The sequence below is a fragment of the Pantoea leporis genome, from assembly GCF_028048155.1.
Taxonomy (GTDB): domain Bacteria; phylum Pseudomonadota; class Gammaproteobacteria; order Enterobacterales; family Enterobacteriaceae; genus Pantoea; species Pantoea leporis.
This window is the reverse complement of record NZ_JALMEU010000001.1, coordinates 1,437,427-1,451,434: the sequence shown is the minus strand read 5'-3', so window position 1 is coordinate 1,451,434 and position 14,008 is coordinate 1,437,427. Positions and strand designations below refer to the sequence as shown.

At 56.1% G+C, this 14,008-nt stretch carries 13 protein-coding genes; 9 read left to right on the top strand and 4 right to left on the bottom strand.

From position 1 onward, the window contains the following. Positions 1-4: 4 nt before the first annotated feature. A complete protein-coding gene (locus MWH02_RS06880; RefSeq protein ID WP_137385238.1) occupies positions 5-385 on the bottom strand; it encodes a winged helix-turn-helix transcriptional regulator in 381 nt (126 codons plus the stop codon). 99 nt (positions 386-484) lie between these two features. Between MWH02_RS06880 and MWH02_RS06875 the strand changes: the two genes are divergently transcribed. Then, the gene (locus MWH02_RS06875) at positions 485-1,216 is read left to right on the top strand and encodes an SDR family NAD(P)-dependent oxidoreductase (RefSeq protein WP_271460132.1); all 732 of its coding nucleotides are present in this window, start codon (positions 485-487) and stop codon (positions 1,214-1,216) included. Between the two features lie 41 nt (positions 1,217-1,257). Here the strand turns inward: MWH02_RS06875 and MWH02_RS06870 are convergent, their stop codons facing one another. Beyond that, the gene (locus MWH02_RS06870) at positions 1,258-1,905 is read right to left on the bottom strand and encodes a CPBP family intramembrane glutamic endopeptidase (RefSeq protein ID WP_101762487.1); all 648 of its coding nucleotides are present in this window, start codon (positions 1,903-1,905) and stop codon (positions 1,258-1,260) included. 219 nt (positions 1,906-2,124) lie between these two features. Here MWH02_RS06870 and MWH02_RS06865 point away from each other — a divergent pair, with 219 nt between their 5' ends. The 3 genes from MWH02_RS06865 (at position 2,125) to MWH02_RS06855 (ending at position 5,849) form a co-directional block, all read left to right on the top strand. Then, a complete protein-coding gene (locus tag MWH02_RS06865; RefSeq protein ID WP_271460131.1) occupies positions 2,125-4,713 on the top strand; it encodes a bifunctional diguanylate cyclase/phosphodiesterase in 2,589 nt (862 codons plus the stop codon). A gap of 347 nt (positions 4,714-5,060) precedes the next feature. Beyond that, positions 5,061-5,360, top strand: coding sequence for an I78 family peptidase inhibitor (locus MWH02_RS06860; RefSeq protein ID WP_271460130.1), 300 nt, complete (start codon positions 5,061-5,063; stop codon positions 5,358-5,360). 171 nt (positions 5,361-5,531) lie between these two features. Beyond that, positions 5,532-5,849: a hypothetical protein gene (locus MWH02_RS06855; protein WP_101762484.1), complete on the top strand. Its 318-nt coding sequence runs from the start codon at positions 5,532-5,534 to the stop codon at positions 5,847-5,849. Between the two features lie 12 nt (positions 5,850-5,861). On the opposite strand, the gene MWH02_RS06850 is transcribed toward MWH02_RS06855, so the two are convergent. Beyond that, positions 5,862-6,113 (bottom strand): biofilm development regulator YmgB/AriR family protein, encoded by a 252-nt coding sequence (locus MWH02_RS06850; RefSeq protein ID WP_101762483.1) that lies wholly within the window; start codon positions 6,111-6,113, stop codon positions 5,862-5,864. 392 nt (positions 6,114-6,505) lie between these two features. Between MWH02_RS06850 and MWH02_RS06845 the strand changes: the two genes are divergently transcribed. Next, a complete protein-coding gene (locus MWH02_RS06845; RefSeq protein WP_101762482.1) occupies positions 6,506-7,810 on the top strand; it encodes a multidrug efflux MFS transporter in 1,305 nt (434 codons plus the stop codon). On the opposite strand, the gene MWH02_RS06840 is transcribed toward MWH02_RS06845, so the two are convergent. Continuing rightward, complete coding sequence (locus MWH02_RS06840) at positions 7,749-10,829, bottom strand: beta-galactosidase (RefSeq protein WP_271460129.1); 3,081 nt, start codon at positions 10,827-10,829, stop codon at positions 7,749-7,751. The two genes, MWH02_RS06845 and MWH02_RS06840, sit on opposite strands and share 62 nt — an antisense overlap. A 253-nt stretch (positions 10,830-11,082) precedes the next feature. On the opposite strand from MWH02_RS06840, the gene MWH02_RS06835 reads away from it, so the two are divergent. From MWH02_RS06835 to MWH02_RS06820, 4 genes are all read left to right on the top strand, one after another. Continuing rightward, entirely contained in the window at positions 11,083-11,223 is a 141-nt protein-coding gene (locus MWH02_RS06835) for a hypothetical protein (RefSeq protein WP_199559724.1), read from the top strand. A gap of 313 nt (positions 11,224-11,536) precedes the next feature. Further along, entirely contained in the window at positions 11,537-11,791 is a 255-nt protein-coding gene (gene iraP, locus MWH02_RS06830; RefSeq protein WP_101762480.1) for an anti-adapter protein IraP, read from the top strand. 102 nt (positions 11,792-11,893) lie between these two features. Beyond that, on the top strand, positions 11,894-12,196 hold the full coding sequence (locus MWH02_RS06825; protein WP_101762479.1) for a PsiF family protein: 303 nt from the start codon (positions 11,894-11,896) through the stop codon (positions 12,194-12,196). A gap of 287 nt (positions 12,197-12,483) precedes the next feature. Then, entirely contained in the window at positions 12,484-14,007 is a 1,524-nt protein-coding gene (locus MWH02_RS06820) for a sodium:solute symporter family protein (protein WP_271460128.1), read from the top strand. The last annotated feature ends 1 nt before the right edge of the window (position 14,008 follow it).

Below are 14,008 nucleotides of genomic sequence, written 5' to 3'. Positions count from 1 at the left end.
GGCCCTAGGCGATCTCATCCGTGTGGGTGCGGTCGTACTCTTCCTGCGCGCGTTCCAGTGATGGACCGTGCTCCAGCGCCCAGTCATACAACGCGATAAACGGTTGTTGCAGCGTCTGTGCCAGCGGCGTCAGGCTATATTCCACACCGATCGGCGCGGTGTTCAGCACTTCGCGATTCACCAGCCCATTACGCTCCAGCCGCTTTAACGCATCCGCCAACGCTTTGTGAGTGATGCCATCCAGCCGACGACGAATCTCGTTAAAACGCGACGGCTTAGTACAAAGCACGGTGAGAATTAAAATCGACCATTTATTGGTGATGTGCTCCAGCACCGGCCGGGTTTTTCCTACATCTCTCAAGCTGTTACCGTCGATCTCTGCCATGGCGATATACTCCGCGATATCTGGTATAAATGAAGTGCGTAATTGTTATTAAGTATAAAATATATACCATCAGCTTTCTACCCAAACAGGAGAGAGCAGATGAGCAGACTGGATAACAAAGTGGCAGTGGTACTGGGCGGCGCAAAAGGAATTGGTCTGGCAATCAGCCAGCGTTTTGCCAGTGAGGGCGCTACCACCTGGTTTACCTCGCGCCGTGACGAGGAGTTACAGACCGCCAGCAGCAGCATCAGCGGCAACGCGTATCCGCTGCGTGCCGATGTGAGCCAGCAGAGTGAATTGACGCGCATTATTGAAACGATCACGCGTGAATCCGGCCAGCTGGATGTGTTGGTGATCAACGCTGGGATGGCGGAGTACGCCACCATTGATGAGATTAGCGCTGAGCATTTTGATCACATCTTCGGCCTCAATGTGCGCTCGCCGGTGTTTGCCCTGCAGGCCGCGTTGCCGCTGCTGAAGCCCGGCGCCAGCGTGGTATTGATTGGTTCGATTGCCGATGTGATTGGCACCGAAGGATACGGCGTTTACAGCGCCAGTAAAGCCGCGCTGCGATCCTTTGCCCGTACCTGGACGCGCGAGCTCTCTGCGCGCGGTATCCGCATTAACGTGGTGGCGCCCGGCCCGATCGATACCGATATGATGCGGGCGGCTTCTGAAGAGGTGCGCAACGGCATCACCAGCACTATTCCGCTCAGCAGAATGGGCAAGCCCGAAGAGGTGGCCAACGTCGCGCTGTTCCTCGCCAGTGACGAGAGCAGTTACATCGCGGGCGCAGAAATCTGTGTGGATGGCGGTTTGACACAGGTGTAAGCATCATACATAGCCATCTCAGGATGGCTGTTTTGCTTTGGTCAGGCGAAATACCAGGCGGGCAGGATAGCGATTAAATTGTTTAGCGTGTGCAGGAAAATCGGCAGCGCCAGGCTATTACTGCGCAAACGCGCGTAGCACAGCAGCATGGAAAACAGCGTTAAGGCAACCAGCGTTTCCCAGTGCACATATTGGGTATGCATCGCGGCGAACAGCAGGGAGGTGAGCAGCATGCAGGCAAAACGGCTTCTCGGCGCCCACAACAGAAAACCTTGCAGTAAAAATCCCCGAAATAGCACTTCTTCAAACACCGGTGCCAGCAGCACGGCGGTGAGCAGCAGAATCAACATCGAGCTGCGTCCCTGCTGCGATTGCGCAATCAGCCAGCCTTCGGGTTGCAGAAACTGCGTCTGCGCCACCATCAAAGCAAACAGCAATCCAATAAACAGCAGCGCCTGCATCGGCCGCACAAAGCCCAGCGGAATGTCGCTGCGACGCTGACAGTAAAAACGGTACAGCGGATAAATCACCGCAAACTCCACCAGGCAAAGCACCGGCATCAGCAAGCCGTTGGTACGCAGCATCCCGTAATTGGGAAACAGCGTAACCAGCATGGTCACAAGGTAATAGACCACAAAGCTACCCACGTAGAACAGCGTTAACGTAACTTTGTCGGATTGGGTGTCCATAGGCGACTCAGCGAGCAGAGGAGAGCGCATAGTAGCAACGCCGATCATCCCTGTCGAGGTGGCGTGCTGCACATTTGCGCTGCTCAAATATTCCACCAACAAGACTAAATCTGCGGCGCTCGGGGCCGATAACCGATCAAACCCTTACAGGGTGGAGATGTGCGCAGTCTGCGTTGTCATCCGCCTTTTTTTGCTGCCTGTATTCTACGAGCAATGCGCATGAATTCTGAGTTTCACCGGCACACGGCACTGGCCGCCAGGACCAATATGGAAGCACATACGGTAAGGCTGACGCGGCGCATTCTGCGCACCTTATCCTCGCTGCTGTTTGGCGTGCTACTTCTCTCTGTGGTGATGGTGCTGGTTATCGCCCATCGACAAAACATCGACTCAATCCAGCAGGATGCCAATCTGATGCGTCAGGCGTGGCAGCAACAGCAGCAACAGATGCTCGTCGATGCACGCGATTATGCTAACTGGGGCGAAGGCTGGAAGAACCTGCATCTGACGGTCAATAAGGTTTGGGCGTGGGACGAAGAAAACTTTGGTCCGGGGCTTTACAAGGAGTATCACTACGACGGCGTGTTCGTGGTCGATGGCAATGGGAAAACCCGCTATGCGGTGATTAACGGTGAATTATCGGATGCTTCGATTGAGAGCTTGTTAGGCGCACAAAGCAACGTACTGCTAAGCGCGGCGCGCTCACGGCATGACGCCGTTGCAGGCAATGCGCTGGTGGAGAGTAACCCGGCGATCGTCGTGGCCGCACCGATTACGCCGGGCAAAGGACAGGATTTGCCGACGATGCCCGGCCCCGCTTCGGTCATGGTGTTCGTTAACACTTTCACGCCACAAAAACTGCAAACGCTGGGCAAAGCCCTGAATGTGATTGAACCGCGCATCGCTAGCGATTTAAACGATGCGCGGTTTGAGCCACGGCTGGTGGAGCCGGTGCTGCAGGGCGAACCCCTGGTGCTGCGCTGGCAGCCGAAAAATCCCGGCTTCGGTGTGATGTGGCTGATGATGCCGCTGCTGCTGTTCACCGCGCTGGCGGTGGCGCTGGTGACGCGTCGCGTGCTGCGGCATGCACTGCACAACGCGGTGATCTCCGATCGTCGCTTTGAAATGCTGGCGATCAGTCAGCGTGAGTTGGCCAACAGCGAAGAGCGTTTTCGCGATCTGGCGGAAGCCGCGTCGGACTGGATTTGGGAAGTCGACGCACAGGGCCGCCTCTGTTATCTCTCGTCGCGCTTTGCTGCGGTGACCGGCCATGAAGTGAAAAGCTGGATTGGACGTCCGCTCGATCAACTGCTGAGCCATCCCAGCCATTCGCTGGTCTCCTGGCTGATGCGTCAAGGCGAAGAGGTGAAACATGTGCCGCTGCGCTGCCAGTTTATGTCGGCCAACGGCGAGCGCCGCATTGGGCAGTTAATGGCGAAAGCCATTCGGCGTAACGGCTTGCGCTCGGGTTTTCGCGGCACGGTGTCGGATATCACTCATGAAGTTGACGCCGAAGCGCGCATTCAGTTTCTGTCACGTCATGACATGCTGACCGGCCTCGCGAACCGCATGCAGCTGCAGGAGTATTTAACCGCGTATCTGGAGTGCGTCAGCGCGGATGATCCGCTATTTGTCATCAGTTTCGATCTCGATCAGTTCAAACCGATCAACGACACGTGGGGCCACGCGGTCGGTGATGACGTTCTGAATGAGATCTCGACACGGCTGAAAAGCTTGCTGGCGCCGAATGAACTGGCGGCCCGGCTCGGCGGCGATGCCTTTATTTTGCTGCTGCGCGAAAGCACGCGGGCGGGTGTGGAATATCGCTGTCGTGCGCTGCAGCGCATGGTGCATCAACCGATCATCAGCGGATCGCATCAAATCAGCCTCACCGCCAGCATGGGCATCGTATCAGCACCGCAGGATGCGGCTCAGCCGGAAGCGCTGTTACGCCTGGCCGATATTGCGCTGGCTCAGGCGCGCAGTGCCGGACGCGATCGGTGGGTTTGGTACTCCACCGATATGGCGAACCATCTGCAGTCAAAACGCGACATGGTGCAGGCGATTGAGGGCGCGCTGCACAATCACGCCTTCACGCTGCATTACCAGCCGCGCTATCAGCTGCAAAGCGGGCAGCTGGCTGGCGCTGAAGCGCTGATTCGCTGGCAGATAGCCGACGACCAATGGATCACACCCGATCGCTTTATTCCATTAGCGGAAGAGAACGGCCTGATCGCTGCGATCAGCGATTGGGTGCTGATGCGCGCATGCGTGGACGCCCGCGACTGGGGCGAACAGCGCTATGTTTCCGTGAATATTTCGCCGGTGGAGTTTCGTAATAACGATCTGGTGCAGCGCGTGGCGCATGCGCTGGAGGTGAGTGGATTACCGGCCACACGGCTGGAGCTGGAGATCACCGAAAACGTCACTTTTGAAAATCCGGATCGCGCATTGGAGATCATGCAAGGCCTGCGCGCGCTCGGCGTGCGGCTGACGGTGGATGATTTTGGTACCGGCTATGCGGCGTTGGGCTATCTGAAAAGCTTCCCGTTCAACGGTTTGAAGATCGATCGTTCATGGATGAAGGAGTTCCCGGAATCGCAGCAGGCGCAATCGGTGGTGGCGGGGATTGTCGGTCTGGCACGCGCGTTTGCGCTGACCATTACCGCAGAAGGGATTGAAACCGAAGCACAGCTAAAGGCGCTGAAAGCGCTGTCGTGTGAAGAAGGGCAGGGATATGTCCTTGGCCGACCCATGTCGCTGGCAGCCTTTAATGCGCGGTTACAGGAAGAGGAAACCGTCAATTGATTTTGCACACATTGTAGCGGCGCAATGCATTGCGTGATAAATCGCGCCGCTACGAAATGTGCGCGGCTTTTTAACGCACTCTGATCGCAACAAACGTCATCAGAGCGGCGAAGCCAACAAAAATCACCAGTTCCATCATTGCCTCCTCGCTAAGAAAATTCTTAGTTAATTGTAGTGGCAGGCGGATTGATTTTTAGACAGTGCGTGCGATTAATCCTAACTTTTGAGAGGAAGATCGCCCTTTTGAGCTGATTAGTGCGACCAATCTGCTGTAAAAATTTCCGTTTCACGGTCACGCTTTGCTACTCTCAAAAACCGGTTGTCTATTTATCCAGGAGGAGAAACTTGTGACCCATTATGGAAAAGCGCTACTGGTAACGGCCTTTTTTGCCCTGACCGCTTGCCAGTCAGCCAGCAAACCTGACGCCAGCGCGGCTGCCAGCCACGATCCGGAAACCGATCAGTGCGGCGCATCGCAATACCAAAATTACGTTGGTCAGCCATTATCGACGCTCGACAACAAACGCTTCGCGGTGCCCGTGCGTGCTATTCCGTGGAATTCAGCGGTAACGATGGATTTCAATCTGCGTCGGATAAATTTCGCGGCGGATCAAAGAGGTAAAATTTCCCGGGTGTACTGCGGATAACAAAAAAACGACATTGCATTGTCATCTGGCTGTCACAGCGCTGGGCGAGGATAACTGCGCACTACGGAGATTTCCTCGTCACTCTCGAATATGCAATGTTCGTCTTATTTCTTCCCGCTGCGGCGGGAATTTTTTTATCTTTCGGCCTGCAAGGCTGATGGAGGAGTGATGATGAGAACGCGTGGAAAATTGCTGCTGTTAACGCTGTTGTTGAGTCCGCTGGCGCAGGCGTCGAGCGAAGCCGCATGGCAGCAGAACGACAAAAATATGCAGCAAAGCTGTCTCAAGGCCAGCGGCCTGAAGACAGCGAAAGTGGTGGGTAAGCCGATTCAGTATGATGACAGCGTGGGCTTTGATGCGCTGCTGCTGGAAGGTCGCTATCCGCAAAAGCACATGAAAAATCAGGTCGGACGCGAACTCTGCCTGTACCAGCGTCAAAGCGGCAAGGCATTTGTCAGCGAAGCCGACCATCTGCGTGCGGTAAAATAGTGGCGTGGGCCGCTATTTCTGCGGCCCCGATTCCAGCAGTTTTGCCAGTAAGTTGCGGTAGCTCTGCAGCTGCTGTTCATCCCCTTCAAATTCCAGCTTATCAATCACGCGCGCAATAATCGCTTTGCTGGTGGCAGGCTGTCCGTCATCCATCAGTTCGCGCATGATCGCCGCCAGCATGTCGCTCTCATGCGGTGCATGCCAGGCTGGGCTATTGAAGTAGTCGGTAATCGCCCGACTGGCGCTGTTTGGCTGGGTTCTCATAGCTGACCTCCGCAGAGACAACGATGCCCACCGCCGGATAATGGCAGCATGGGGAAATTGGGTTTAATCATGCGGACTGTCCAGAACAGACAGCGCGTCGCCAGTGATAACTGGTGGTTTTTTAAACATAGATGCGGTGTGGAATATTGTCAGTAACGTGTAGACATATTTTTTCACGTTTGCCTGCCATTGCGATGCGCTTATCTTGCGGCAGGCAGGGTTTCAGCACATAAAGACACTAAAAAACGGCTTTCAGACATGATTTGCTGTGAGCAAAATCACGCTCGACAGTGTAAAACTGCGTTTTTTCGCCCATGCCATGTTTTGCCGTCCGGTAATGTTATGAGATTGTTAGACTGAACTCTCGTTTCATTCTGCTGATGCCCACGCCCATGTTACGCTCCATCGAGTCCTGGAAAGTTAATCTGATATCTGTTTGGTTTGGCTGCTTTTTTACCGGCCTTGCTATCAGTCAGATCATTCCCTTCCTGCCGCTGTATGTGGAAGAACTCGGGATTCGTGGCGGTAACGCGCTCAGCGTCTGGTCTGGACTCACCTTCAGCGTCACCTTCATTGTTTCTGCCGCCGTCGCGCCATTGTGGGGCAGCCTTGCTGACCGTAAAGGGCGCAAGCTAATGCTGTTGCGCGCCTCTTTCGGCATGGGCGCGGTGATTCTGCTGCAGGCGTTTGTCACTCAGGCGTGGCAGCTGTTACTGCTGCGCGCGCTGATGGGCCTTACGTCCGGCTACATTCCCAATGCGATGGCGCTGGTGGCGGCGCAGGTACCGCGCGAACGCAGCGGCTGGGCGCTAAGCTGTGTTTCCACCGGGCAAATCAGCGGCGTCATTCTCGGGCCGATGATTGGCGGTTTGCTGGCGGACTGGCTCGGTTTACGCATGGTGTTTATCGTCACCGCCGTGCTGCTGATGGTGAGCTTTCTCGTCACCTTATTTCTGATAAAAGAGACCGGTTATACGCCGGTTAGCAAGCAGGACAAGCTGAGCGGGCGCGACGTGTTTCGTACTCTCGATAATCCGCGCTTAATGATCTGCCTGTTCTTCACCACTATGGTGATTCAGATGTGCAACGGCTCGGTGAACCCAATCCTGACGCTGTTCGTGCGCGAGCTGGCACCGAATGCGCAGAACATCGCGTTTCTCAGCGGAGTGATCGCCGCGCTGCCGGGCGTATCGGCGCTGATCTCCGCGCCACGGCTGGGTAAACTCGGCGATCGTATTGGCACGCAACGCATTCTGCTCGCCACTATGATGGTTTCATTATTGCTGCTGGTGGCGATGTCGTTCGTCACCAGCGCGACGCAGTTGGGCGTGTTGCGTTTCCTGTTGGGGTTTGCCGATGGTGCCATGATGCCGGCGGTGCAAACGCTGCTGGTGCGGCATTCACGCGATAACGTCACCGGGCGCATTTTCGGCTACAACCAATCTTTTATGTATCTGGGTAACGTGGCGGGTCCGCTGCTGGGCGCGGCGGTATCGGCGGCAACCGGCTATCGCTGGGTGTTCTTCGCCACGGCGATGGTGGTGATGGTTAACGTGATCTTCCTGCGCCGCTTCTATCGTCGGCCGAAAACCACGCTGACTCCACCTTTGAGCCAGCGTGAAACCGCAGAAAAACCTACTGACGCAACGTCAGCGCGTAGTGCCAGCGCTGCTGAGAAAGCAAAAACTCCGGGCTAACGCTTGGGCTCCATGAATCATCACCGCCGACGCCCATGTGGAAGCCATCGAGGTGCAGCCAGCAGCCATCCTCTTGCTGCAATAAGTGGCGATGCGAGGTGGCACGCAGCTGTTCAAGGCTGAAGCGACTGAGCGAAAAGGCGAAGTCGCCGCTCACCTGCAAGCCATTGCTCTGTAACTGACGCGTGCCACAGCGCAAACCATTTTCACCGGGGAACACATACGCGGTGCTGAGCGCTGCCAGCGGCAGCTGCCAGCGCGAGAACTGCGCCGCCAGTTGGCGATCCGGATAGTTCTCGTGCGGGCCCAAACCGAGCCAGCTCACCTGCTGCGGCGACTTCGCCAGTTGGCAGCGCAGCCCGATGCGTGCCGGCGCCGGCAGACCGGGCGCCTGTTCCACATTGACGCTAATGGACAACTCACCGTTAGCATTAATTTGATAGCGTTTGTGGCTGGTGAAAGCCAGCTGACCGTTGGCCAGCCACTGATGCCAGGTTTCAATCAGCACGCTGTGTTTCAGGCTATCGACCTGCATATCCACCAGCACCGCTTGCAACTCATCGTAGCCCGCACGTTTCCAGCGCTCGACCCACGCATTGGGATCAACATTGGCAGCTTCGCTGGTGCCGATATCGTTATCAATCGGCGCACGAATAAAGCACTCCTGCAGCGGCGTGAGCAGCGTTTCTTCATCATCGACAAACCATTGCACCAGCTCGCCGCTGCGGCGCGAGAAGTGCCAGCGCTGCTGCGGCACAACTACCGCCACCAGATCGTGATTGGCAATCAGTTCCGGCGCGGTGGCACCGATCTCCACAACGCGCACCGGCAGCGCAGCGGGCAACGGCCACTGATCCCAGGCGACGCGCGCATCCGCTTCGGACCACGGCGTGGCGTTGATTTGATGCACCGCCAGGTTCAGCCACGCGTTGCCCTGCAAATCTTCACTGGCGGGCAGCGTAAAGGTCTGGCTGCCTTGAGCGGCGAGATCGAGCGGCAATTCACCGCTGGCGATGGCAACGCCATCCTGCTCGATTGACCAGCGCAGCACTTCGTTATCGCTGCGGCGGAACAGATATTCGCTGCTGACGGTAAAGCGATACGGCTCGTTAGCGTCCCGCTGAAACTGGAAGAACTGCTGCGCGCGCTGGGCTTCAAACAGCGCCGGATGCGGTGAGCGGTCGGCAAAAACCAGCCCGTTCATGCAGAACTGGCGATCGTTCGGCGTATCGCCAAAATCTCCGCCGTAGGCTTGCCAGGCTTCACCGTTGTCGTCGTAGCGCGTCAGGCTTTGATCGACCCAATCCCAGACGAAGCCGCCCTGCAAGCGCGGGAACTGGCGGAAGGCTTGCCAGTATTTCGCGAAACCGCCAAAGCTGTTGCCCATCGCGTGGGCGTATTCACACAGAATCAATGGCCGCGTCTCGCCCGGCAAACCAATCCACTTTTTCAGCGACCACTTTGGCACCGCCGGAAAAGGCTGATCCTGATCGACGCGCGCGTACATCGGGCAGACGATATCGGTGGCGGCGGTGTTGGCGCCGCCGCCTTCGTACTGCACCGGACGCGTCGGATCGCTGCTTTTCACCCAGTGATAGAGCGCATCGTGCGTGCTGCCGTGACCTGATTCGTTGCCCAGCGACCAGATAATGATGCAGGCATGATTGCGGTCACGCTGAACCATGCGCGTGACGCGCTCGCTGTAGGCGGCGAACCAGCGCGGATCGCTGGAGAGGCGATTCATGGGCTGCATACCGTGCGTTTCGATATTCGCCTCATCCACCACATACAAACCGTATTGATCGCACAGGCGATACCACAGCGGATGATTGGGATAGTGCGCGCAGCGTACCGCGTTAAAGTTGTGGCGCTTCATCAGCTCGATGTCGCGGCGCATGCTGGCTTCATCCACCACCTGACCGTTTTCCGGGTGATGTTCATGGCGATTCACACCGCGAATCAGCAGCGGCTTGCCGTTGAGGCACAATTGGCCCTGTTCAATGCTGACGCGGCGGAAACCGACGTCGTAAGCTTCGGCTTCGAGCACGGCACCGTTTTCATCCAGCAGCGTCACCACCGCGCGATAGAGATGCGGCGTTTCGGCGCTCCACAGTTGCGGCTGGTTGACCGGCAAGATCAGCAGGGCGCGTTCGGGATAATGACCGCGCTCGTCGATAATCGCACTGCCGGGTGCCTGTTCCTGCTCACCAATGCAGCTGGCGCCGCGCCACAAACTGACGCGCAATCGGCACTGCGCGGGCTGACGAGCGCCGGCGTGGATCTTGACGCTGACACGCAGATCGCCGCGCAGGTATTCCGGGCTCAGCACGGTTTCAATCTGCACATCGGCCATTTGCGTCTCCGGCTTATGCAGCAAGCTGACATCACGGAAGATGCCGCTCATGCGCCACATATCCTGATCTTCCAGATAGCTGCCATCGCTCCAGCGCAGCACCATCACGGCTAAGCGGTTCTGGCCGGGCTGCAAAGCGTGAGTGAGATCAAACTCGGCGGGCAGGCGGCTGTCCTGCGAATAGCCGATCCACTGGCCGTTACACCACAGTAAGAAGGCCGAATTTACGCCATCAAAGATAATGCGCGTCTGGCCCTGTTGCAGCCAGCTAGCATCCACTTTGAATGTGAGCGAGTAGCATCCAGTAGGATTCTGTTGCGGCACCAAAGGTGGCGTTACCGGAATTGGATACTGCACGTTGGTATAAATTGGCGCGTCAAAGCCGTGCAGCTGCCAGTTTGCGGGCACCGGCAGCGCATCGGCGCCAGGCAAATCCTGCAGCAGCCAGCTTTGCGGTACCGCTTCCGGCTGCGTGAAGTAGCTGAAGCTCCATTGGCCGTTCAATAGCTGGCGTGAAGGCGAAGGGCGGTCATCGCGCGCGCTGATTTCGTCGCGCCAGCTGGCAAACGGTGGATGCGCATCCAGTCGATTAAGGCTGGTGATCACCGGATTTTCCCAGTCACGGCGCGCCAGAATTTCACTCAGGGAGACAGCAGATAAGCTCATGATGGGATCTCATTTATTGTAATGCGCTCACATTGCGTGAAATCGCACCGGCTGTAAAGCGTTCAACCACGATTTTGCGCAGCGCGTTGGCAGCAATTTATGCCACCCGTGCAATGTTTTTGCCGCTTTAGTGCCAGTAAATTGTTAAGCGTGGTGAGCAGAGATGAATAGCGCCGGGTTGCGGAGGATTCTGTATTGTCGTGCCCGATGCGGCCTCATACACTCAGCCCGATTTCACCATTCCGAGGTAATTATGGTCCGTATGATTAAAATCGCCGCAGTTGTGGCATTGGTCACCGCGTTGAGCGGTTGTATTTTCCCACCTCCGGGTGGCGGCGGTTGGGGCGGCGGTCATGGTGGCGGTCCGGGACGTGGATTTATGGGGCCGCATTAATACCCGTCATACTTCAGGCTGCAGGTGCGTTGGCTGCGTGCATTCACCTTCAGTCACTTAGTGAAGTAAGCTCCTAAGGATGATTGCACTTGCCGCCTTCCTGCACCTCGAATTATTCAGGGCATAGGTGAGCGAAACGTTTCAATAAATCTTTGAACGTCCAGTGAAACGTTTCGCTATTAACTATTGAAATCTAGCCGGTTTTTTTATTCTACCGTTTGGCTGTTTTTTCTCTAAAACGGCTTAAAAATCCTTGTTGTTTTATTCAGCGCAATGCTAACGTCTGTTTTTCTTCTCTCATTGAGCTTGTCGCATGAAAAACCTGATTGCGGAACTCCTTCTAAAGCTGGCTGAAAAAGAAGAAGAGTCTAAAGAATTAGTGGCTCAGGTTGAGGCATTAGAAATCGTGTTAACCGCGATGCTGCGCAAACTGAATCCCGATCAATTCCACGACATTGAGGCCGCTATTAAATTAGCCATGCCGCCCGTCGCCCCCGCGGCTGAAACGCCCGATACCACCATGCTGCGTAATTACGTAGAGAAGTTGCTGCATCATCCGCGCGTATAACGGCTATCGCCTGTTTTTGCAGGCAATTGTCATTATCGATTTCTCGTATTTGCTTATTCCGTGCCATGCTTAGAGAGCAATAATGCTACGGAGAATCCGGTAATGAAATCGTGTCTTTTGGCAATAATGACAGCAGGCTTGCTGATTGCAGGCGGAGCGAGTGCGGCAGAGAAAACCGCACAGCAGGAAAAAATGACCCAGTGTAACCAGAGCGCCGGTACACAAAATCTGAAAGGCGATGCGCGTAAAAGCTTTATGAGTGACTGTCTGAAAAAAGACAGCAAAATAGGCAGTATGACGCCGCAACAAATGAAGATGAAAACCTGTAATGCTGATGCGAGCGATAAAAAGCTCACCGGCGATGCACGTAAAACGTTTATGAGTTCGTGCCTGAAGAAAAGCTGATTTAATTAGCGATAATCGTCGCCGTTTTTAAATCACTCATGCGTGAAAAGGAATAAGGGTTCATGTTTAGCGTGAACCCTTTTTTTATTGCTGTAAGCTGCGGCGCAGACATATTCAATTTTACTTATCACGTCAGAGGAAAAACTCATATCAGGATCCTCATCACAAAACCGCACCGATAACGCTGCCAGGATGCTTTAGTCCTAAATGATGACTAATTATTCCATCCGCTCAATCCCCGCGAAGCCAGAGCGTTCGTTGGGCAGCCTTTACCTGTGGAGTCTGCTATGAATGTGCTTGATTATGCTGTGATGGCGCTTTATGCGCTGATGATTGTGGCTATAACCTTGTGGGCGATGCGCAAGGTGGGCAGCACGCGTGATTTCTTTGCGGCTGGCGGCAAAATGCCGTGGTGGCTGTCGGGCGTGTCGCATCATATGTCAGGATACAGCGCGGCGGTGTTTGTCGCCTATGCGGCGGTGGCTTACAACATGGGCATCACCATCTATTTTTGGTGGGCGTTTCCCATCGCGATCGCGGTGTTGATAGGTTCACGCCTGTTTGCGCCGCGCTGGGCGCGCTTGCGCATCTATATGAACATCGAATCGCCGATGGAATATCTCGCCACGCGCTACAACCTGCCAACGCAAATGGTGCTGGCGTGGAGCGGGGTGCTGCTGAAAACCTTTGACGTCGGCGCGAAGTGGGCGGCGATTGCGGTCATCATCAACGTCTTTACCGGACTCGATCCGCTGATTGGCATCTGCGTTTCCGGCGCGCTGAGTTTGTTTTACACCGTGATGGGCGGATTGTGGGCGGATGCCTGCAACGACTTCGGCCAGTTCGTGGTGCAGTTTGTCGCCGCGATTGTGATGGTGGTCGCGGTGTCGGTGCATCTCGGTGGCTTTGCTGAGCTGTTCACCATCTGGCAGCGTTTGCCGCCAACCCACACCCAGATCATCCAGGAGCCGTACAGCATCGGCTTTATTCTCGCCTATTTCGTCATCTACACGCTGAGCTACAACGGCGGCACCTGGAATCTGGCGCAGCGCTTTATAGCCGCGCCCGCCGGCCGCGATGCACGCAAAGCGGCGCGCCTCTCCGCCGCGCTCTATCTCATCTGGCCGCTGATTCTGTTCTGGCCGATGTGGGCAGCGCCGCTGCTGTTTCCCAATCTCAGCGATCCGTCGCGCTCTTATTCGATGATGGCGATGGAGCTGCTGCCGAATGGTCTAGTGGGTTTGGTGCTGGTGGCGATGTTTACTCACACGCTGTCGATGACCTCGTCGGATGCCAACGCCATTACGGCGGTGGTGACGCGCGATATCCTGCCCGGCATGCTGCCGAAACACTTTCAGCGCGGTAAAAGCTCGCTGCTGGTGGCGCGGCTCACCGCTTTTATCTTCATTATCACCACGCTGGTGATTGCCATGAACGCCAGCCACTTCGGCGGCGTGCTGTCGCTGCTGATCATCTGGTTTGGCGGCTTAGTCGGCCCGATCTCCATTCCCATGCTGCTGGGTTTGCTGCCGGCATTTCGTCGCAGCGGTAGCGCCGCCGCGCTGGTGAGTTGGGCGATCGGCGTCGGCACTTTCTTCTGCGTGAAATTTGTCTTTACCGATGTCAGCACCGCCACCGTGGTGGCTGCGCCGGTGATGTCCTCGCTGGTGCTGTTTGTGGTGATGGGCTGGTTACGCCGCGCGCCGGTGCGCCCGGAAGTAGATCAGCTGCTGAAAGCACTCAATCAGGATCAGGATGCGCCCGCCGCTCAGCGCTGGGCGCACAAAAGCAACGTCTCTCAGGAGGGATAAC